This is a genomic window from Pseudomonas sp. GW821-FHT07G06 (genome assembly GCF_058986625.1).
Map to the genome: position 1 here is coordinate 504,479 of NZ_JBYSVW010000001.1, position 19,386 is coordinate 523,864.

Here is a 19,386-nt window from a genome sequence, read left to right on the forward strand (position 1 = left end):
CCGAAGCCGGCTGCCCGTCGTTCAGTCCGTGTGGATTCGAACACACCAGCACCGTGCGGAATCGTCGCACCTGAATCATCCCGAAAAACAAAAACTCCACTGGAGACAAAAATGAATCGTTCAATGCGCCGTTTCGCCCTCGCCGCCAGCTGTGTGCTGTTCGCCGGCCAACTCATGGCCGAGCCTAAACGCCCGGAATGCATCGCCCCGGCCTCGCCCGGTGGTGGTTTCGACCTGACCTGCAAACTGGCGCAAAGCGCGCTGGTCAACGAAAAGCTGCTGACCAAACCGATGCGGGTGACCTACATGCCCGGCGGTGTCGGCGCGGTGGCGTACAACGCGGTGGTCGCCCAGCGTCCGGCCGATGCCGGTACGTTGGTGGCCTGGTCCAGTGGTTCGCTGCTGAACCTGGCCCAAGGCAAGTTCGGTCGTTTCGATGAAAGCAATGTGCGCTGGCTGGCCGCCGTCGGCACCAGCTACGGCGCCATCGCGGTGAAGAGCGATTCGCCCTACAAGACCCTCGACGATCTGGTCCAGGCCCTGAAGAAAGATCCGAGCAAAGTGGTGATCGGTTCCGGCGGCACCGTCGGCAGCCAGGACTGGATGCAGACCGCGCTGATCGCCAAGGCCGCCGGGATCAACCCGCGCGACCTGCGTTACGTCGCCCTCGAAGGGGGCGGCGAGATCGCCACGGCCCTGCTCGGCGGTCATATCCAGGTTGGCAGCACCGACATTTCCGACTCCATGCCGCACATCCAGAGCGGTGACATGCGCCTGCTGGCGGTGTTCTCCGACAAGCGTCTGGACGAGCCGGAAATGAAGGACATCCCGACCGCCCGCGAACAAGGCTACGACATCGTCTGGCCGGTGGTTCGCGGTTTCTACCTGGGGCCGAAAGTCAGCGACGAGGACTACGCCTGGTGGAAGGATTCGTTCGACAAACTGCTGGCTTCACCGGAGTTCGCCAAGTTGCGCGACCAGCGTGAACTGTTCCCGTTCGCCATGACCGGCCCGGAGCTGGACACCTATGTGAAGAAGCAGGTCGCGGACTACAAAGTGCTGGCCAAAGAGTTCGGCCTGATCCAGTGATCGTCCCTGTCTAGCGGCTGCAACTCCGTTTGGCGGAGTCGCGGCACAGGAGTTCCTCATGCTCTTACAACGCATTTTTGCTTCGGTGCTGTTGCTGGCCTGTGTCGGCCTGGCATTGATGGCGTGGCCGTACCAAGCGGCTTTTTCCTACGAACCGGTGGGGCCTCGGGCTTTTCCATTGCTGATGCTCGGCCTGATGGGCTCAGCGCTGTTGTACATGGTGTTCCGTCCGGCTCCGATCAAGCACAGTGCTGACGAGCCGCCGCTGGATCGCGAAACCCTGACCAAGATCGGCATCTGCGTGGTGCTGTTGCTGGTGTTCGCCGGCACCTTCGAACCCCTGGGTTTCATCGTCGCCAGCATCCTGATCGGCGTGCCCATGGCGCGACTGTATGGCGGTCGCTGGGTGCCAAGCATTGTGATCATCAGCTTGATGGCCGTCGGCCTCTACCTGCTGTTCGACAAGTTGATGGACGTACCGCTGCCCTTGGGCGTGCTCGACGTTCTGGAGAACTGATATGGATACTCTTGGCTATTTGGGTCAGGGTTTCGGCGTCGCGCTGAGCCCGTACAACCTGGTGACTGCACTGTGCGGCACCCTGATCGGTACAGTGGTCGGACTGTTGCCGGGCCTGGGGCCGATCAACGGCGTGGCACTGTTGATCCCGATCGCATTCGCCCTCGGCCTGCCACCGGAATCGGCACTGATCCTGCTGGCGGCGGTGTATCTGGGTTGCGAATACGGCGGCCGGATCAGCTCGATCCTGCTGAACATCCCGGGCGAAGCGTCCACCGTGATGACCACCCTCGACGGTTACCCGATGGCCCGCAAAGGCCTGGCCGGTGTAGCACTGTCACTGTCGGCATGGAGCTCGTTCATCGGTGCCTTTATCGCCACCTGCGGCATGGTGCTGTTCGCCCCGCTGCTGGCGAAATGGGCGATTGCCTTCGGCCCCGCGGAATATTTTGTACTGATGGTGTTTGCGATTGTCTGCCTCGGCGGCATGGCCGGTGACCGTCCGTTGAAGACGTTCATCGCGGCGCTGATCGGTCTGTTCCTGTCGACCGTCGGCATCGACGCCAACAGCGGTGTGTATCGCTTCACCGGGGACAACATTCACCTGACCGACGGCATCCAGTTCGTCGTGCTGGTGCTGGGCTTGTTCTCCATCAGCGAAATCCTCCTGCTGCTGGAAAAAACCCACCACGGCCAGGAAGCGGTCAAAGCCACCGGCCGGATGATGTTCAACTTCAAGGAAGCGGCGTCGGTGTTCGTGGTGAACATCCGTTGCGGTGTACTGGGTTTCATCATGGGCGTATTGCCGGGTGCCGGTGCGACCCTGGCCAGTGCCGTGGCCTACATGACCGAAAAACGCATGGCGGGCGCCAAGGGTACTTTCGGCCAGGGTGACATGCGCGGCCTCGCAGCGCCGGAAACCGCCATCGGTGGCGCAGCTTGCGGTGCGCTGGTGCCGATGCTGACCCTCGGCGTTCCAGGTTCCGGCACCACGGCGGTGATGATCGGTGCATTGTCGCTGTACAACATCACCCCGGGCCCGCTGCTGTTCCAGCAGCAACCGGACATTGTCTGGGGCCTGATCGCTTCGTTGTTCATCGCCAACGTGATGCTGGTGATCCTCAATATCCCGATGATCCGCATCTTTACCCGCATCCTCGCCGTGCCGAACTGGGCACTGGTGCCGGTGATCGCGATCATCACCGGGATCGGTGTCTACGCGGTGCACGCGACAACGTTCGATCTGTTCCTGATGATCGGCATCGGTATCTTCGGTTATATCCTGCGCAAGCTGGACTTCCCGCTGTCGCCGGTATTGCTGGGCTTCATCCTCGGAGGATTGATGGAACAAAACCTGCGCCGCGCCCTGTCGATTTCCAACGGTGCGCTGGAAATCCTCTGGTCGAGCCCGATCACCTTCGGTTGCTGGATCCTGACGGCGATCATGCTGCTGATGCCACTCATCCGCATCTGGCGCAAACGTTCGGCCGCGCAACGCGTCATCCCCGATGTCTGATCGAACACCGTTCAAAGCCTGGTGGGGAACCCCGCTGGTCGGCCTGCTGGGCGGTTACCTCGCCAGCCAGGTCGGCTGGCCTTTGCCGTGGATGGTCGGCTCGTTGCTGGCGATCATCCTCGTGCGCTGCCTGACCCCCTGGCAATTGGCCGAAATCCCTGGCGGCCGCAAGTGCGGCCAGTGGATCGTCGGCATCGGTATCGGCCTGCACTTCACCCCGCTGGTGATGGAGCAGGTGCTGAGTCATTTCGGTCTGATCTTTTTCGGTGCGTTGGTCACCAGCCTGTCCGCCGTGGTCGGCGTGTGGCTGATGCGCCGCACCGGTGAGGATCGCGCCACCGCGTTCTTTTCCAGCATGCCCGGCGGTTCCGGGGAGATGGTCAACCTCGGCGCGCGCAATGGTGCGGTGCTCAGCCGTGTGGCGGCGGGGCAAAGCTTGCGGGTGTTGGTGGTGGTGCTGTGCGTACCGGCGGCCTTCAAGTATTTACTGGGTGACGGTACGCCGATTGCCCACGCGGGCAGCATCGATTGGCGCTGGCTGGCGGTGCTGTTTCCTGCTGGCGCCTTGGCTGCATGGATCTGGGAACGCCTGCGTCAACCCAACCCCTGGCTGTTCGGGCCGTTGCTGGTCAGTGCGGCGGTCAGCATCGGCTGGGACCTGCACATCGGCTTGCCCAACGGCGGCAGCCAGATCGGCCAGTGGTTGATCGGCAGCGGCCTGGGTTGTCACTTCAACCGGCAGTTTTTCCGGCGTGCGCCATCGTTCATGGGCCGCACCTTGATCGGCACGGTGCTGACCATGCTGATTGCGACTGCAGCGGCCTTGGGCTTGAGTGCGCTGACTCACCTGGATCTGCGCTCACTGACATTGGGCATGATGCCGGGCGGTATCGCCGAGATGAGCCTGACGGCGGAGACCCTGCAGTTGTCGGTGCCGCTGGTGACGGCGATGCAGGTGATGAGGTTGTTGTTTGTGCTGTTTCTGGCGGAGCCGTTGTTCAAGTATTGGAACCGCAATCCGGAGTAAGACCGAGTCGACTTCATCGCGAGCAGGCTCGCTCCCACAGGGTTCGCGTGATCCCTGTGGGAGCGAGCCTGCTCGCGAAGGGGCCAGCCCCGTCAACACATCAAACCGGCGGCAACCGCCACTCGATCGGCGTCTCGCCATTCTGCTCCAGAAATTTGTTGGTCCGGCTGAAGTGCCCGCAACCGAGGAAGCCGCGATAGGCGGACAGCGGTGACGGGTGCACCGAGGTCAGCACCAGGTGCTTGGTCGCATCGATCAGCTTCTGCTTGCTCTGCGCATGGGCGCCCCACAGCATGAACACCAGGTGCGGCTGTTGCTGGCTGACCACTTCTATGACCCTATCGGTGAAAAACTGCCAGCCCTTGTCCTTGTGGGCATTGGCGTTGGCGCGCTCGACGGTCATGGTGGTGTTGAGCATCAGCACGCCCTGATCGGCCCAGCTCTGCAGGTAGCCATGGTTGGGGATGTCGATGTTCAGGTCGCGCTTGAGCTCTTTATAGATGTTCACCAGTGACGGTGGCGCCGGCACGCCGGGTTGCACCGAGAAGCACAAGCCGTGGGCCTGGCCCGGACCGTGATAGGGATCCTGACCGAGGATCACCACCTTGACCTTGTCCAGCGGCGTGGAATTGAGCGCATTGAAAATCATCGGCCCCGGCGGATAGATCTCCTTGCCGGCCGCCCGCTCCTGTTGCAGGAAGTTTCGCAACTCTGCCATGTAGGGCTGGTCGAATTCGGCACGCAGTGCCTCCTTCCAGCCCGGTTCGAGTTTGATACGGTCGTCAGCAGTCATGGTTACATCCGGCAAAAAGAATGGGGCGAACCCTAGGAAAGCTCACCACGCTTGTCAATTGATCTGATGCAGATCCGGCACTTTCCCACACAGCGATCATACTTAACCCTCAAATTCCCGATCGAGGTCACGATGAATCTGCACTTCGAAGAACTTACCGGCACCGACGGCGCGCGCATCGGTATCGCCAGCCTGGATGCCGAAAAATCCCTGAACGCCCTGTCCCTGCCGATGATCAACGCCCTGCGCGACCGTATGGAAGCCTGGGCCAAGGACCCGCAGATCGTCTGCGTCCTGTTGCGCGGCAATGGCGCCAAGGCCTTTTGCGCCGGCGGTGAAGTGCGCAGCCTGGTGGAAGCCTGTCGCGTCCATCCGGGTGAAGTACCGCCACTGGCTGCGCAGTTTTTTGCGGCGGAGTATCGCCTGGACTTCAAACTGCACACCTACCCCAAGCCGTTGATCTGCTGGGGGCACGGCTATGTGCTCGGTGGCGGCATGGGACTGCTGCAAGGAGCGAGCACCCGTATCGTCACACCGAGCAGCCGCTTGGCCATGCCGGAGATCAGCATCGGCCTGTACCCCGATGTTGGCGCCAGCTGGTTCCTGTCGCGCCTGCCCGGCAAGCTCGGGTTGTTCCTGGGCCTGACCGGCGCGCACATGAACGGCCGCGATGCCATCGATCTGGACCTGGCGGATCGTTTTATGCTCGATGAACAGCAGCCGGAGTTGATCGAAGGCCTGCTGCAATTGAACTGGCAGGAACAGACACCCATGCAGCTCAACAGCCTGCTCAAGGCCTTGCAGCAGGAAGCCTTGGCGCAGATGCCCGAAGCCCAGTGGTTGCCGCGCCGCCGGCAGATCGACGAGCTACTGGATGTCAGCGATGTGCGTTGCGCCTGGAAGGCCATCAGCGCCCTGCGCGATCACAGCGATCTGTTGCTCAGCCGCGCGGCCAGGGCCCTGAGTGAAGGTGCGCCGCTGACCGCCCATCTGGTATGGGAGCAGATCATCCGGGCCCGGCACCTGTCGCTGGCCGAAGTCTTCCAGATGGAATACACCCTGAGCCTCAACTGCTGTCGTCATCCGGAATTCAGCGAAGGCGTGCGTGCGCGGTTGATCGACAAGGACCAGAAGCCGCACTGGCACTGGCCGGACATCAACAACGTGCCGGACGCGGTGGTGGAGGCGCATTTTCACAAGGCCTGGGAAGGTCGGCATCCGTTGGCGGATTTGTCCGAATACTGAACAAACTGTGGGAGCGAGCCTGCTCGCGAAGACGGAGTGCCTGACACACCGCCATCGCGAGCAGGCTCGCTCCCACAGGTTTGACATTTGACTGACAGATTAGCGGTGGCCGCCCCGCCCGTTGCGATAGCCGCGACCGTTACCGCGATAGTCGTTGTTCCAGTTCCCGCGGTTACGGCCGTCCCAGCCATGGTTCTGATGCGTGCGGTAGTCGCCCCGTGACGGCTGATAATAACGAGGGGCCGACTGGTAATGGCGAGACGATTGATACATCCGCGGCGGCGAGTAGTGGCGCGACGGCTGATACACCCGCGGTTGTGAGTAATAGCGCGGTGTCGGCTGGTAATACCGCGCTGGAGGCACGTAGTACCGGGGTGGCGGTGTGTAGTAACCGCCACCATTGGAGTAGTAGGAACTCCCCCCGGCGTAATAGGTTGGCGATGGCGAGGTATAGACCTCGGAACTGTAGTAACTGCCTCCTTCATCGTAGTAAGGCACGCACCCACCAAGGGACAATCCCAACACTGCAAGCAGTAGAATTCGGCGCAGCTTGTTTTGACAGAGCATGGCGGCCTCCTGGACCGCGGATGAGCCACACCAGCGACGCTGGCAGGCGACAGTCAAATGTTCGGTGACTGTCGAAAGATCAGACACCGAATTCGGGATCTGGTGCGTCCTTGAAATAAGTAGAAACATCTGCCCGATGAAAGGTTTTTCATCCATTCACGCCCTGATCAACGGTGTCCACCGCCGTGATGTCCACCACCATGATGTCCACCACCGTGGCCACGATAGTAACCATGCCCACCGTAGTAAAAGGCGCGATAACCACCGTAATAACGCGGACCGTAGTAACCGTAGTAATAAGGCGAGTAGTAGCCGGGGTAGTAATAAGATCCCCCGTAGACGTCGACAGGACCGTCGTAGTAGTAGCAGCCAGACAGTCCGAGACCAAGCACTGCACCCAACAACAATCGACGTAACATGGCGGCCTCCGTAAAGACCTGTGACAGCAGTCGGCACACACCGGCTGACACCTGTTTTGACTGGCAATCCCCTGCCAAGTGCGACGTTGTATCCACCTTCTGATCAGCGGCAGACAGGTTCCAATGCGGTGCACCCGCGCACCATCACAAGGCAGTGCACCCCTCCGATCAGCACCGTCGACCTCCCTGTCCCCCACGCTAGAGCGCTCGGGCCAACTTGGCACGCCTCTCGCTTTAACAACCCCGTGCAGGAGTCACTACAGGTTCGCGGCACCACAATCTGCAAATGGCTGACTAGGGTTCCGGCTCGCAAACGCGAGTGACTGGTCCGAGAGTCGGCGACCTCCAGTTGAGGTTACACGGCGGGACAAAAGCCCGGGAGACAAGCCACCGTTAGCGGTGCCGCTGCCGTCCTGTCCGTCCTTGATCAACTGGAGAACCACCATGTCCCAGCTTCGTTTACCCGCCCTGCTCGCTGCTGCGTTCGCAGCCCTCGTGAGCTTCTCGTCCCAGGCAGCCCAGAAAGACCACTTCAGCGTGTGCTGGACCATTTACGCCGGCTGGATGCCGTGGGAGTACGCCGGCAGCCAGGGCATCGTCGACAAATGGGCGAAGAAGTACGGCATCCAGATCGATGTGGTGCAGCTCAATGACTATGTCGAATCCATCAATCAATACACCGCCGGCCAGTTCGACGGCTGCACCATGACCAACATGGATGCACTGACCATTCCCGCCGCTGGCGGCGTCGACAGCACCGCGCTGATCGTCAGCGATTTCTCCAACGGCAACGACGGCATCGTGCTCAAGGGCGAAGGCAAGAAAGTCGCCGACCTCAAGGGCATGGACGTCAACCTGGTGGAGCTCTCGGTCTCCCATTACCTGCTGGCCCGCGCGTTGGACTCAGTGGACCTCACCGAGAAAGACCTGAAAGTGGTCAACACCTCCGACGCCGACATCTCGGCCGCCTTCAACACCGAACAGGTCAACGCCGTCACCACCTGGAACCCGATGCTATCGGACATCAAGGCCAAGCCCGCGGTGACTGAAGTGTTCAATTCGAGCCAGATCCCTGGCGAAATCATGGACATGATGGTGGTCAACAGCACCACCCTCAAAGACAACCCGGCCCTGGGCAAGGCACTGACCGGTGCCTGGTTTGAAGTGGTTGAGTTGATGAACGCGAAAAACGCCGCCAGCAAAGCCGCGCTGGAACACATGGCCAAGGCCTCGGGCACTGACCTGGCGGGTTTCCAGGCGCAACTGGACACCACCAAGTTGTTCGCCACGCCCAAGGAAGCCCTCGCCTTTTCCACCAGCAAGCAACTGCCGGAAACCATGCGAAAGGTCGCCGAGTTCTCCTTCCAGCACGGCTTGCTCGGTGAAGGCGCCAAGGACACCAGCGCGGTCGGCATGGCCTTCGCCAACGGCGTGACCAGCGGCGACAAAGGCAACCTCAAGCTGCGCTTCGACCCGAGCTACGTGCAGATGGCCGCCGACGCCAAGCTGTAAACAGAGGACTTGGCCATGCGCCTGATCAACCGTCACCCGGACCGCCCGAGTCGCCTGTTGTTGGTGATCCTGCCGTTCGCCCTGGTGCTGTTCGCCTACTTCATGGGCTCGGCCGAGCGGCTGACGGACAACCCCAACGACAAGCTGCTGCCCAGCGCCGTGCAGATGAGCGATGCGGTGAAACGCCTGGCCTTCGTGGCCGACACCCGCACCGGCGAATACCTGCTCTGGCAGGACACGGCCTCCAGCCTGCAACGCCTGGCCATCGGCCTGGGCATCAGCGCCCTGGCCGGGCTGTGCCTGGGCATCGCCGCCGGCACCCTGCCGCTGTTCGGTGCGCCGTTGTCACCCCTGTTGACGGTGCTGTCGATGGTGCCGCCGCTGGCGATCCTGCCGATCCTGTTCATCGTCTTCGGCCTGGGGGAATTGTCGAAAGTGATGCTGATCGTCATCGGCATCACCCCGGCGCTGGCCCGGGACCTGGAACAGCGTGCCCGGGAGATTCCCGTGGAACTGCTGATCAAGGCCCAGACCCTCGGCGCGTCCACCTGGACCCTGATGCTGCGGGTTGTGCTGCCGCAACTGTTGCCACGGCTGTTGATCTCGCTGCGCTTGATGCTCGGCTCGGCATGGCTGTTCCTGATCGCCGCCGAGGCCATCGCCTCTACCGACGGCCTCGGCTACCGGATCTTCCTGGTGCGTCGCTACCTGGCGATGGACGTGATCTTGCCCTACGTGGTGTGGATCACCCTGCTCGCCTGGCTGATGGATTGGGGCCTTAAACGCCTGACCCGGCGTGCGTTCCCCTGGTATGAGGGGGCCGCCAAATGAGCTTCATCACTGTTAAAAACGTCTGGCAACAATACGCCGATCAAGTGGTGCTTGAAGGCCTCAACCTGAACGTCAACGAGGGTGAGTTCTGCACACTGGTGGGTGCGTCCGGTTGTGGTAAATCGACCTTTCTGCGCCTGCTGCTCGGCCAGGAACGCGCCAGTCGCGGCGAGATCCTGCTCGACGGCCAGCCCTTGGCCGGTGAACCGGATGCCAGCCGTGGCGTGGTGTTCCAGCGCTACTCGGTGTTCCCGCACCTGAGCGTGCTGGACAACGTCGCCCTCGGCCTCGAACTGCCGCGTTCGCCCTTGTTCGGGCGCCTGTTCGGCAGTGCGAAAAAAGAGGCGCGCGAACAGGCCTCGGTGCTGCTGCACAAGGTCGGCCTCGGCCATTCACTGGACAAGTACCCGGCGCAGCTCTCCGGCGGCATGCAACAACGGCTGGCCATCGCCCAAGCGCTGATCATGAAACCGCGGGTGTTGCTGCTCGACGAACCCTTCGGCGCCCTCGATCCGGGCATCCGCAAAGACATGCACGCCTTGCTCCTGGAGCTGTGGCGCGAGACCCGGCTGACGGTGTTCATGGTCACCCATGACCTGTCCGAAGGCTTCAGCCTCGGCACCCGCCTGCTGGTGTTCGACAAGGTCCGCCTCGACCCGCATGCGCCCGGTCGCTATGGCGCGCGCATCACCTACGACATCCCTTTGAACAGCGACCGCCGCGCCCAGTGCAAAGCCGTCGACGCCCTGCCGCTGCCGGTGGCGGGCACGCTTCGTATCGCTTAGAGGATTTTTCACAATGACTGATTCGACCCAACTGTTCCCGCCCTTCGCCGAAGAAATGCTCCCCGGCGGCGGCCATCGTTCCTTCGTGCTCAAGCGCGGCCAATTGCTGCGCCTGACCGACCTGCGTGGTGGTGCCAACGTCAGCCTGACACTGCTCAACGCCAACGAAAAAACCGAGCGCCTGAACCTGCCCGACAGCCTCAAATGCCAACACACCGCCAAGCTCACCGCCGGCCATTGCCTGTACTCGGACATGGGCCGCGTGCTCGCCGCCATCACCGCCGACACCTGCGGCTGGAGCGACAGCCTGGGCGGCGTGCTCTGCGCCGAAGAAGTGGCAGAAAAGTACGGTGCGGGCCGCTACCAGGAACTGCGCAACGGCTTCTTCCGCAACGGCACCGACAACCTGCTGGTGGAACTGGGCAAGTGGGGGCTGGGCCTGTCCGACCTGCTGATGACCCTCAATCTGTTCAGCCGCGTGAACGTCGATGACGCCGGGCGCTTCCATTTCGTCGAGGGCAATTCCAAGGCTGGCGACTACATCGAGTTGTACGCACCGATGGACACCCTGGTGGTGCTCACCGCCCTGCAGCATCCGATGGACCCGTCGCCGGAATACGCGCCGAAACCACTGAAGCTCAGCTGGATGAACGCCGACGCCAGCGTCGCCGAACACTGCCGCATCTCGCGCCCGGAAAACGAGCGCGGTTTCATCAACACCGACCGTTTGTTTGCCTGAGGATCGTTGCCATGTCACTCGCAATCGCTACCGCTGCCGTTCACACAAGCAGGCAACCAGACACCGCGATCTACCGCGCCACCATCCCCGCCGGCGAACCCTGGCTGATGGAGGTCAAGGCCGGCCAGACCCTGCGCATCCTCGATCTGGAAGGCAATCAGGCCGTCGACACCTTGTTCTACAGCGTCGCCAATCCCAAGGAACGCTACGACGTGCAGCGCACGTTGCGCCGGCAGAACAGCGTATACCTGAGCACCGGCAGCGTGCTGTATTCCAACCTCGGCAAACCGATGCTGACCATCGTCGCCGACACGTGCGGACGTCACGACACCCTCGGCGGCGCCTGTGCGCAAGAGAGCAATACCGTGCGCTACGCCCTGGAGAAACGCTACATGCACAGCTGCCGCGACAACTACCTGCGCGCCTGTGTCCACGACGGACGTCTGGGCAAGGCCGACATCGGGCCGAACATCAATTTCTTCATGAATGTGCCGGTCACCGCCGACGGCGGCTTGACGTTCGAAGACGGGATTTCCGCGCCAGGCAAGTACGTCGACCTGCGCGCCGAGATGGACGTGATCGTGCTGATCTCCAACTGCCCGCAACTGAACAACCCGTGCAACGCCTACAACCCGACACCGGCGGAGCTACTGGTATGGAACTGAAACTCGCGCGCTTGCGCCGCTGGCTGTTCACCCTGTGCCAGGCCCGCTCAGGTCAGTGCCTCAAACAGCAAGAACACTGATTAACCCTGTGGGAGCGAGCTTGCTCGCGATTGCGTCGACACAGGTTCCTTTGAAGTCGACTGACACTCCGCCATCGCGAGCAAGCTCGCTCCCACAGGGGGCGGCGGTGGTTTTGAAATTTGTGATTCTGCCACCGGGGACGACCCCGATGCCTTTCAAAAAACTGCGGGACGGCCCGCATCCCAGTCGAGGCTGATGCGCAATCGCCTCCGGGGGTTATGCCATGTTCGAAAAAGTCCTGATTGCCAACCGTGGCGCCATTGCCTGCCGTATCCTGCGGACCTTGCGTGAACTGCAGGTGCAGGGTGTCGCCGTTTATTCCGAAGCCGACGCGGCCAGCCTGCACATCCTGCAGGCCGACGAGGCGCACAGCCTCGGTGAAGGCGCGGCCGCCGGCACCTACCTGGCGGTCGATAAAATCCTCGCCATCGCCAAAGCCAGCGGTGCCACCGCGATCCATCCCGGTTACGGCTTCCTCTCGGAAAACGCCACATTCGCCGAAGCCTGCGAAGCCGCCGACATCGCCTTCATCGGCCCGACACCGGAACAACTGCGGGTGTTCGGTCTCAAGCACACCGCCCGTGCCCTGGCCAGGCAACAGGGTGTGCCCATGCTTGAAGGCACCGAGTTGCTCGAGAGCCTCGACACAGCATTGATCGCCGGTGAACAGGTCGGCTACCCGGTGATGCTCAAGAGCACCGCCGGCGGTGGCGGCATCGGCATGCGCGTGTGCCGCAGCGCGGCCGAGTTGAGCGAATCCTTCGAAGCGGTCAAACGCCTGGGCCAGAACAATTTCAGCGACGCCGGGGTGTTCATCGAGAAGTACATCCAGCGCGCCCGTCACCTGGAAGTGCAGGTGTTCGGCGACGGTCGCGGCGAAGTGATCGCCCTTGGCGTACGCGACTGTTCGGTGCAGCGGCGCAACCAGAAAGTCCTTGAGGAAACCCCGGCACCGAACCTGCCCGAGGGCATGGCCGATGAACTGTGCGCGGCGGCGATCAAACTGGCCAAAGCGGTGAACTACCGCAGCGCCGGCACCGTGGAGTTCGTCTTCGACAGCGAAGCCCAGCGCTTCTATTTTCTGGAAGTGAACACCCGTTTGCAGGTGGAACACGGCGTCACCGAACAGGTGTGGGGTGTCGACCTGGTGCGCTGGATGGTGCAATTGGCGGCCGGTGAGCTGCCGCCGCTGAGCGATCTGGTACAGGGCTTGAAACCGCAGGGTCATGCGATTCAGGCGCGGTTGTATGCCGAGGATCCGGGGCGCGATTTCCAGCCAAGCCCCGGTTTGCTCACAGCGGTGCATTTCCCTGACGCCGATGGCAAACGACTGCGCATTGATACCTGGGTCGAAGCGGGCTGCGAGATCCCGCCCTACTTCGACCCAATGATCGCCAAAGTCATCAGTTGGGCGTCGACGCGCGAAGCGGCCGCTGAGGATCTGCATCAAGCGCTGGGTGCCAGCCTGCTCTATGGCGTGGAAACCAACCGCGATTACCTGCGGCAGATACTGCTGGATGCGCCTTTCGCCAGCGGCCAGCCGTGGACCCGTTGCCTGGAAGGCCTGGTCTATCAGGCCAACACGTTCGAGGTACTCAGCGCCGGTACGCAAACCAGTGTTCAGGATTATCCGGGGCGCCTCGGTTACTGGGCGGTCGGCGTGCCGCCGTCAGGGCCGATGGACAGTCGGGCGCTGCGCCTGGGTAACCGTTTGCTGGGCAACGACGAAGGCGCGGCGGCGCTGGAAATCACCATGAGCGGGCCGTTGCTGCGCTTCAATTGCGAGGCGGTGGTGGCGGTGACCGGCGCAGTGATTCCATTGCTGCTCGAGGGTCAAAGCGTGCCGATGAACACTGCGCTGTTGGTTCCGGCAGGCGCCAGCTTGAGCCTCGGCACCATTCCCGGCGCGGGCGCGCGCAGCTATCTGTGTCTGCGTGGCGGCCTGCAGGTACCGGATTACCTGGGCAGCAAAAGCACTTTCACCCTGGGGCAATTTGGCGGGCACGGTGGCCGCGCCTTGCGAGCCGGCGACGTGTTGCACCTGCCAGCGCTGAATGACCGCAGCGCCGGTCAGCAACTGGCTGAGGATCAGATCACCGAGTTGCCGGCGGTTCGGCAGATCCGCGTGATCTACGGCCCCCACGGTGCACCGGAATACTTCACCGAAAACTACATCGGCACCTTCTTCGCTACCCAGTGGGAAGTGCATTTCAACTCCAGCCGCACCGGTGTGCGCCTGATCGGGCCGAAGCCTGAATGGGTGCGTTCCGATGGTGGGGAGGCGGGTTTGCATCCGTCGAACATTCACGACAATCCGTATGCGATTGGTGCGGTGGATTTCACCGGGGACATGCCGGTCATCCTCGGCCCGGATGGCCCAAGCCTTGGAGGGTTCGTGTGCCCGGTGACGGTGATCGAGGCGGATCTTTGGCAGCTTGGTCAACTGAAGGCGGGGGACAAGGTGCAGTTCTCCCCCATCGACCTCAAGACCGCCCGCACCCTGGCCCTGAAATGGAATCCCCCCTGTGGGAGCGAGCCTGCTCGCGATGGTGTGTCAGCCACCCAGATGTCGACTGACACATCTTCGCGAGCAGGCTCGCTCCCACAGGGGATGGTGTCGCCTGTGGTGCTGGACATTGGTCAGGGAGATACGCGGCTGGTAGCACGGCTGTCGGGCGACACGCATTTGCTGCTGGAAATCGGCGCACCGGAACTCGACCTGGTCCTGCGCTTTCGCGCCCATGCCCTCATGCAAGCCCTGGAAAGCCAACACCTGCACGGCGTGATCGACCTGACGCCAGGCATCCGCTCACTGCAAGTCCACTACCAACCCGAACAACTGCCACTGGCCGACCTGCTCGGCATCGTCGCCGGCGAATGGGACGCCGTGTGCGCCGCCAAGGACCTGCAGGTGCCCTCGCGCATCGTCCATCTGCCACTGTCCTGGGACGACCCGGCGTGCCAGTTGGCCATCGAGAAATACATGACCACGGTGCGCAAGGATGCGCCATGGTGCCCGAGCAACCTGGAGTTCATCCGCCGCATCAACGACCTGCCGAACCTCGATGAAGTGCAACGCACGGTGTTCGACGCCAGTTACCTGGTGATGGGCCTGGGCGACGTTTACCTCGGTGCGCCGGTCGCCACCCCGCTCGATCCGCGCCATCGCCTGGTGACCACCAAGTACAACCCGGCGCGCACCTGGACCGCGGAGAACTCGGTGGGCATCGGTGGCGCGTACATGTGCGTCTACGGTATGGAAGGTCCCGGCGGTTATCAGTTTGTCGGACGCACGCTACAGATGTGGAACCGCTACCGCGAAGTCGCCGCGTTCGATGGCAAGCCGTGGCTGCTGCGCTTCTTCGATCAGATCCGTTTCTACCCGGTCAGCGCCGATGAACTGCTGCGCATTCGCCAGGATTTCCCCCTTGGGCGCTTTCACCTGAACATCGAACACAGTCAGTTGAACCTGGCGGATTACCAGGCGTTTCTGACGCAGGAAGCCCAGACCATCGGCGCGTTTCGCGAGCAGCAAAAAGGCGCATTCAATGCCGAGCGCGAACGCTGGATCGCCAGTGGCCAGGCGCATTTCGACAGTGAAGAACCGGCCCCGGAGGCCACCGAAGATGCACCGCTGGAAAACGGCCAACAGAGCATCGACAGCCACATCGCCGGCAACCTCTGGCAGGTCCAGGTCGAAGCCGGCAACCGCGTCGAGGCCGGCGATGTGCTGGTGATCCTGGAGTCGATGAAGATGGAAATCCCCCTGCTCGCCCCCATGGCCGGCGTGGTGCGCGAGGTGCGCGTGCAACCGGGTTCGGCGGTGCGCGCCGGACAGCGCGTCGTGGTGCTGGAACTTGACTGAACCCATTTTGAAAAGGACTGACACCATGAATATCAATCTGCAACTCGACGCCCTGCGCAGCGCCTACCGTGACGGCAGCCTTACCCCCCGGCAATTGCTGGCGAACCTGCGGGATAAAGCCGCCGCGCTGAATCCGGACTATCACCTGTTCATCCACCTGCTCAGCGCCGATGAACTGGAGCCGTACCTCGCCGCCCTCGACGGTCGCGACCCCGATAGCCTGCCGCTGTACGGCGTGCCATTCGCGATCAAGGACAACATCGACCTGGCGGGCATTCCGACCACGGCGGCGTGCCCGGCATTTGCCTACGTGCCGGAGCGTTCGGCGACCATCGTCGAGCAACTGCTGGCCCTGGGTGCGATTCCGTTGGGCAAGACCAATCTCGACCAGTTCGCCACCGGGCTCAATGGCAGCCGCTCACCCTATGGCGTGTGCCCCAACAGCGTGTTGCCGGAATATCCGTCGGGCGGCTCCAGCGCCGGTTCGGCGCTGGCAGTGGCGCTCGGGGTCGCGAGTTTTTCCCTGGGGACCGACACCGCCGGCTCCGGGCGCGTGCCGGCGGCGTTGAACAACCTGGTCGGCATGAAAGCCACCAAGGGTCTGATCTCGACGGCCGGCGTGGTACCGGCCTGTCGTACGCTCGATTGCGTCACTACGTTCACCGCCACCGCGCGGGAGGCCAGCCGGCTGCTGGCGCTCACCGCACGCCTCGACCCACGGGACGAATACAGCCGCAGCAACCCGCTGTGGAATGACGGCTCGGCGTTCGGCACGCCACGGCCGTTCCGGTTCGGCGTGCCACGCGCGCAGGACCTGCAATTCTTTGGCTGCCCTGAAGGCCCGTTGTTGTTCGGTGATGCCATCGACCGTCTCAAGGCCTTGGGCGGCGAAGCGGTGGAGCTTGATCTGTCGCCGTTTCTGGAGGCCGCTCGTTTGCTCTATGAAGGCCCGTGGGTGGCCGAGCGCTACAGCGTGGCCGGGGAGTTGATGGCACAAAACCCCGAGGCCGTGTTGCCGGTGATTCGCGCTGTCTTGGCCAAGGCACCCGCCGTCGACGGCGTGCAGACCTTCCGCGCCCAATACCGGCTGCAAGCGCTCAAAGCCCTGTGCGACACGGCGCTGGAAGGCCTCGATTGTGTCGTCACGCCCACCATCGGCCGTCCGGTGTCGCTGGCGGAACTCAAGGCCGAACCGGTGCTGCGCAATTCCGACCTCGGCTACTACACCAACTTCATGAACCTGCTCGACTACGCCGCCGTCGCCGTGCCCAGCGCCTTCATGGACAACGGCCTGCCATGGGGCGTGACCGTGTTTGGCCGGGCCTTCACCGATCAGTATCTGTTGAGCGTGGCCGATGCCTTGCAGCGCCAGCAAGGCCTGACCGCTCCCGCACCGGCGCCGGTTGCACGCCATGATCGGGCGCGGCTGGTGGTCTGCGGTGCGCACCTGGACGGGCTGGCGTTGAACTGGCAGCTCAGGCAGCGTGGCGCCCGGTTACTGGAAACGACCTTCAGCTCGCCGGACTATCAACTCCATGCCCTGGCCGGCGGCCCGCCGTTGCGTCCAGGCATGGTTCGCGTGAAGGATGGCGGCGTGGCGATTGCCGTGGAAGTCTGGGAGTTGCCCAGCCGAGAACTGGGCTCGTTCCTGACCGGGATTCCGGCACCGCTGGGATTGGGCAAGGTGCAACTGGCGGACGGCCGCTGGGAGAGCGGATTTATCTGCGAGGCGTATGGGCTGGAGGGCGCGGTGAACATCAGTCATTTCGGCGGCTGGCGGATGTACCTGAAAACACGGGGCTAAACACCAGACTCATAACCCTGTGGGAGCGAGCTTGCTCGCGATAGCGGTGTGACATTCAGCCTTGATGTGGCAGACACGCCGCCATCGCGAGCAAGCTCGCTCCCACAAGGTCCGTGCAAGATTTACGACCATTCGCGGCGTACATGGAGCAGTTATTTCCCGGCAGTACCCTTAGAATGCTTGCCATCGGATGACTGCCAATGGAACTGCCATGCCGCTTCGCTCGCCGCTGTATTCTCAACGCTCGTTGGTGCTCACGCTGGTCGCATTGCTGGGCGCAGGCTTCCTCGCCACCTCCTTTCTCAGTTACTACGCCTCCCGGGCCTCGATCCGCGACAACATCGTCAACACCGAGCTGCCGCTGACCTCGGACACGGTCTACTCGGAAATCCAGAAAGACCTGGTCAGGCCGATCCTGATCTCCTCGATGATGGCCCGCGACACCTTCATGCGCGACTGGGTGGTCAACGGTGAAAAGGATTCCGACCAGATGACCCGTTACCTCAACGAGGTCATGACCCACTACGGCGCCTACACCGCGTTCTTCGTCTCCAACACCAGCCTGACTTACTACCACGCCAAGGGGGTGCTCAAGCAGGTCAAGGCCACCGAGCCCCGCGACGCCTGGTATTTCCGCGTGCGGGACATGAAGGATCCGTACGAGATCAACGTCGACCCGGACCTCGCCAACAAGGACAACCTGACCTTTTTCATCAACTACAAGGTCCACGACTACAACGACCGTTTCATCGGCGCAGCCGGCGTTGGCCTGACCGTCGACGCCGTGATCAAGCTGATCGACAAGTACCAGCAGCGTTATCAGCGCAGCGTGTATTTCGTCGACAACTTCGGACGCCTGGTGCTGACAGGCGCCGAAGGCGGTCCGCAGGGGGCGCGCATCGGGCAGAAACTCGGTGAACTGGACAGCATGAAGGACCTGGTCAATCGGCTGCCCAAACCCCACAGCGGCAGCTACGAATATTCCGTGCAGGGCCAGGGACATTTCCTCAATGTGCGGTTCATCCCGGAACTGAACTGGTACCTGTTCGTCGACAAACGCGAGGACAGCGCCCTGGGTGAAATCCGCCAGTCGCTGTACCTCAACCTGCTGATCTGCCTGCTGGTCACGCTGACCGTGCTGGTCCTGCTCAACCGGGTCATCAAGCGCTTTCAGGACAAGATCCAGGCCCAGGCCATCCTCGACAGCCTGACCGAACTGCCCAACCGTCGCGGCTTCGACCTGCTGGCCGTGCAGGCCATGCAAGAAGCCCGGCGCGAGCCCAAACCGCTGACCGCCTTGCTGCTGGACCTCGACCACTTCAAGGCCTTGAACGACACCTACGGCCACCTGGCCGGCGACCAGGTGCTGATCGGTTTCGCCCGGGACCTGGACAGTTGCCTGCGGCACTCCGACATCGTCTGCCGCTGGGGCGGTGAAGAGTTCATCGTGCTGCTCAAGGACACCGACGGCAAGACCGGCCTGATGATTGCCGAGAAAATTCGTCAGCACGTGGAACAACAGCGCTATGCCTACAACGGTCAGGCCTTGCAGGTGAGCGTCAGCATCGGCCTGACCACCCTGCAGCCCGATGACACCTTGCACAGCCTGCTGTCACGGGCGGATCATGCGATGTACCGGGCCAAACAAAGTGGCCGTAACCGAACCTGCGTGGAAATGGCTCACTCCATCCATGAACCAGCCTGACCTCTGCCCCGCCTGCGGCGCACCCAACGACTGCACCCTGGCCGACCCGCGAACCGCCGACCGCGCCTGCTGGTGCTACGGCGTCAGCATCGACCCGGCCGTGCTCCAGGCGCTGCCGGCGCAACTGCGCAACGCCTCGTGCCTGTGCCCGCGCTGCGCCGAGGTCGAGGCGCAGTTGCAAGCAGCGTCCGAATCGATCAAGTAAGATGCGCGGCCCTTTCTTCAC

Annotated in this window: 17 protein-coding genes and 1 riboswitch; of the genes, 14 read left to right on the forward strand and 3 right to left on the reverse strand. The window is 62.6% G+C overall.

The genetic code is table 11. The features are described from left to right. Nucleotides 1-111: 111 nt before the first annotated feature. From AC3WJW_RS02200 to AC3WJW_RS02215, 4 genes are read left to right on the forward strand one after another with little or no spacing between them, the layout of a single operon-like run. A complete protein-coding gene (locus tag AC3WJW_RS02200) occupies nucleotides 112-1,089 on the forward strand; it encodes a Bug family tripartite tricarboxylate transporter substrate binding protein (protein WP_007979806.1) in 978 nt (325 codons plus the stop codon). A gap of 58 nt (nucleotides 1,090-1,147) precedes the next feature. Beyond that, nucleotides 1,148-1,606, forward strand: a complete 459-nt coding sequence (locus AC3WJW_RS02205) for a tripartite tricarboxylate transporter TctB family protein (protein WP_116580234.1) — start codon at nucleotides 1,148-1,150, stop codon at nucleotides 1,604-1,606. A 1-nt stretch (nucleotide 1,607) separates the two neighbouring features. Continuing rightward, nucleotides 1,608-3,122 carry a tripartite tricarboxylate transporter permease gene (locus AC3WJW_RS02210; RefSeq protein WP_493724964.1) on the forward strand — a complete coding sequence of 505 codons (1,515 nt, stop codon included), beginning with the start codon at nucleotides 1,608-1,610 and terminating at the stop codon, nucleotides 3,120-3,122. Then, a complete protein-coding gene (locus AC3WJW_RS02215; RefSeq protein WP_493724965.1) occupies nucleotides 3,115-4,149 on the forward strand; it encodes an AbrB family transcriptional regulator in 1,035 nt (344 codons plus the stop codon). The genes AC3WJW_RS02210 and AC3WJW_RS02215 overlap by 8 nt, the downstream gene beginning before the upstream one ends. Before the next feature lie 100 nt (nucleotides 4,150-4,249). Here the strand turns inward: AC3WJW_RS02215 and ung are convergent, their stop codons facing one another. Continuing rightward, the gene (gene ung, locus AC3WJW_RS02220; RefSeq protein WP_008050720.1) at nucleotides 4,250-4,942 is read right to left on the reverse strand and encodes a uracil-DNA glycosylase; all 693 of its coding nucleotides are present in this window, start codon (nucleotides 4,940-4,942) and stop codon (nucleotides 4,250-4,252) included. Between the two features lie 132 nt (nucleotides 4,943-5,074). Here ung and dspII point away from each other — a divergent pair, with 132 nt between their 5' ends. After that, on the forward strand, nucleotides 5,075-6,187 hold the full coding sequence (gene dspII, locus AC3WJW_RS02225; RefSeq protein ID WP_493724966.1) for an enoyl-CoA hydratase/isomerase DspII: 1,113 nt from the start codon (nucleotides 5,075-5,077) through the stop codon (nucleotides 6,185-6,187). Nucleotides 6,188-6,286: 99 nt separating this feature from the next. Here the strand turns inward: dspII and AC3WJW_RS02230 are convergent, their stop codons facing one another. Beyond that, entirely contained in the window at nucleotides 6,287-6,754 is a 468-nt protein-coding gene (locus AC3WJW_RS02230) for a hypothetical protein (RefSeq protein WP_218501680.1), read from the reverse strand. A 167-nt stretch (nucleotides 6,755-6,921) separates the two neighbouring features. Next, nucleotides 6,922-7,173 (reverse strand): hypothetical protein, encoded by a 252-nt coding sequence (locus tag AC3WJW_RS02235; protein WP_102699000.1) that lies wholly within the window; start codon nucleotides 7,171-7,173, stop codon nucleotides 6,922-6,924. A gap of 283 nt (nucleotides 7,174-7,456) precedes the next feature. Then, a riboswitch (guanidine-I (ykkC/yxkD leader) is annotated at nucleotides 7,457-7,557 on the forward strand. A 60-nt stretch (nucleotides 7,558-7,617) separates the two neighbouring features. On the opposite strand from AC3WJW_RS02235, the gene AC3WJW_RS02240 reads away from it, so the two are divergent. From AC3WJW_RS02240 to AC3WJW_RS02280, 9 genes are all read left to right on the forward strand, one after another. Next, nucleotides 7,618-8,685, forward strand: a complete 1,068-nt coding sequence (locus tag AC3WJW_RS02240) for a putative urea ABC transporter substrate-binding protein (RefSeq protein WP_493724967.1) — start codon at nucleotides 7,618-7,620, stop codon at nucleotides 8,683-8,685. A gap of 15 nt (nucleotides 8,686-8,700) precedes the next feature. Then, nucleotides 8,701-9,516: an ABC transporter permease gene (locus AC3WJW_RS02245; protein WP_493724968.1), complete on the forward strand. Its 816-nt coding sequence runs from the start codon at nucleotides 8,701-8,703 to the stop codon at nucleotides 9,514-9,516. Continuing rightward, nucleotides 9,513-10,301: an ABC transporter ATP-binding protein gene (locus AC3WJW_RS02250; protein WP_493724969.1), complete on the forward strand. Its 789-nt coding sequence runs from the start codon at nucleotides 9,513-9,515 to the stop codon at nucleotides 10,299-10,301. Before AC3WJW_RS02245 ends, AC3WJW_RS02250 begins: the two co-directional genes overlap by 4 nt. 13 nt (nucleotides 10,302-10,314) lie before the next feature. Continuing rightward, complete coding sequence (locus tag AC3WJW_RS02255; protein WP_493724970.1) at nucleotides 10,315-11,040, forward strand: urea amidolyase associated protein UAAP1; 726 nt, start codon at nucleotides 10,315-10,317, stop codon at nucleotides 11,038-11,040. Nucleotides 11,041-11,051: 11 nt separating this feature from the next. Next, complete coding sequence (locus AC3WJW_RS02260) at nucleotides 11,052-11,705, forward strand: urea amidolyase associated protein UAAP2 (protein ID WP_493724971.1); 654 nt, start codon at nucleotides 11,052-11,054, stop codon at nucleotides 11,703-11,705. Between the two features lie 304 nt (nucleotides 11,706-12,009). Further along, nucleotides 12,010-15,651: an urea carboxylase gene (gene uca, locus AC3WJW_RS02265; protein WP_493724972.1), complete on the forward strand. Its 3,642-nt coding sequence runs from the start codon at nucleotides 12,010-12,012 to the stop codon at nucleotides 15,649-15,651. A gap of 25 nt (nucleotides 15,652-15,676) precedes the next feature. Next, nucleotides 15,677-17,455, forward strand: coding sequence for an allophanate hydrolase (atzF, locus tag AC3WJW_RS02270; RefSeq protein ID WP_493724973.1), 1,779 nt, complete (start codon nucleotides 15,677-15,679; stop codon nucleotides 17,453-17,455). A gap of 211 nt (nucleotides 17,456-17,666) precedes the next feature. Beyond that, nucleotides 17,667-19,160, forward strand: a complete 1,494-nt coding sequence (locus AC3WJW_RS02275; protein ID WP_493724974.1) for a sensor domain-containing diguanylate cyclase — start codon at nucleotides 17,667-17,669, stop codon at nucleotides 19,158-19,160. Next, nucleotides 19,147-19,365, forward strand: coding sequence for a cysteine-rich CWC family protein (locus AC3WJW_RS02280; protein ID WP_007979840.1), 219 nt, complete (start codon nucleotides 19,147-19,149; stop codon nucleotides 19,363-19,365). Before AC3WJW_RS02275 ends, AC3WJW_RS02280 begins: the two co-directional genes overlap by 14 nt. The last annotated feature ends 21 nt before the right edge of the window (nucleotides 19,366-19,386 follow it).

What these genes read in the sequence shown, in the direction of transcription:
- AC3WJW_RS02200 (WP_007979806.1), top strand. Translation starts at nt 112, where the DNA reads ATGAATCGTTCAATGCGCCGTTTCGCCCTCGCCGCCAGCTGTGTGCTG.
- AC3WJW_RS02205 (WP_116580234.1), top strand. Translation starts at nt 1,148, where the DNA reads ATGCTCTTACAACGCATTTTTGCTTCGGTGCTGTTGCTGGCCTGTGTC.
- AC3WJW_RS02210 (WP_493724964.1), top strand. Translation starts at nt 1,608, where the DNA reads ATGGATACTCTTGGCTATTTGGGTCAGGGTTTCGGCGTCGCGCTGAGC.
- AC3WJW_RS02215 (WP_493724965.1), top strand. Translation starts at nt 3,115, where the DNA reads ATGTCTGATCGAACACCGTTCAAAGCCTGGTGGGGAACCCCGCTGGTC.
- ung (WP_008050720.1), bottom strand. Translation starts at nt 4,942, where the DNA reads ATGACTGCTGACGACCGTATCAAACTCGAACCGGGCTGGAAGGAGGCA.
- dspII (WP_493724966.1), top strand. Translation starts at nt 5,075, where the DNA reads ATGAATCTGCACTTCGAAGAACTTACCGGCACCGACGGCGCGCGCATC.
- AC3WJW_RS02230 (WP_218501680.1), bottom strand. Translation starts at nt 6,754, where the DNA reads ATGCTCTGTCAAAACAAGCTGCGCCGAATTCTACTGCTTGCAGTGTTG.
- AC3WJW_RS02235 (WP_102699000.1), bottom strand. Translation starts at nt 7,173, where the DNA reads ATGTTACGTCGATTGTTGTTGGGTGCAGTGCTTGGTCTCGGACTGTCT.
- AC3WJW_RS02240 (WP_493724967.1), top strand. Translation starts at nt 7,618, where the DNA reads ATGTCCCAGCTTCGTTTACCCGCCCTGCTCGCTGCTGCGTTCGCAGCC.
- AC3WJW_RS02245 (WP_493724968.1), top strand. Translation starts at nt 8,701, where the DNA reads ATGCGCCTGATCAACCGTCACCCGGACCGCCCGAGTCGCCTGTTGTTG.
- AC3WJW_RS02250 (WP_493724969.1), top strand. Translation starts at nt 9,513, where the DNA reads ATGAGCTTCATCACTGTTAAAAACGTCTGGCAACAATACGCCGATCAA.
- AC3WJW_RS02255 (WP_493724970.1), top strand. Translation starts at nt 10,315, where the DNA reads ATGACTGATTCGACCCAACTGTTCCCGCCCTTCGCCGAAGAAATGCTC.
- AC3WJW_RS02260 (WP_493724971.1), top strand. Translation starts at nt 11,052, where the DNA reads ATGTCACTCGCAATCGCTACCGCTGCCGTTCACACAAGCAGGCAACCA.
- uca (WP_493724972.1), top strand. Translation starts at nt 12,010, where the DNA reads ATGTTCGAAAAAGTCCTGATTGCCAACCGTGGCGCCATTGCCTGCCGT.
- atzF (WP_493724973.1), top strand. Translation starts at nt 15,677, where the DNA reads ATGAATATCAATCTGCAACTCGACGCCCTGCGCAGCGCCTACCGTGAC.
- AC3WJW_RS02275 (WP_493724974.1), top strand. Translation starts at nt 17,667, where the DNA reads ATGCCGCTTCGCTCGCCGCTGTATTCTCAACGCTCGTTGGTGCTCACG.
- AC3WJW_RS02280 (WP_007979840.1), top strand. Translation starts at nt 19,147, where the DNA reads ATGAACCAGCCTGACCTCTGCCCCGCCTGCGGCGCACCCAACGACTGC.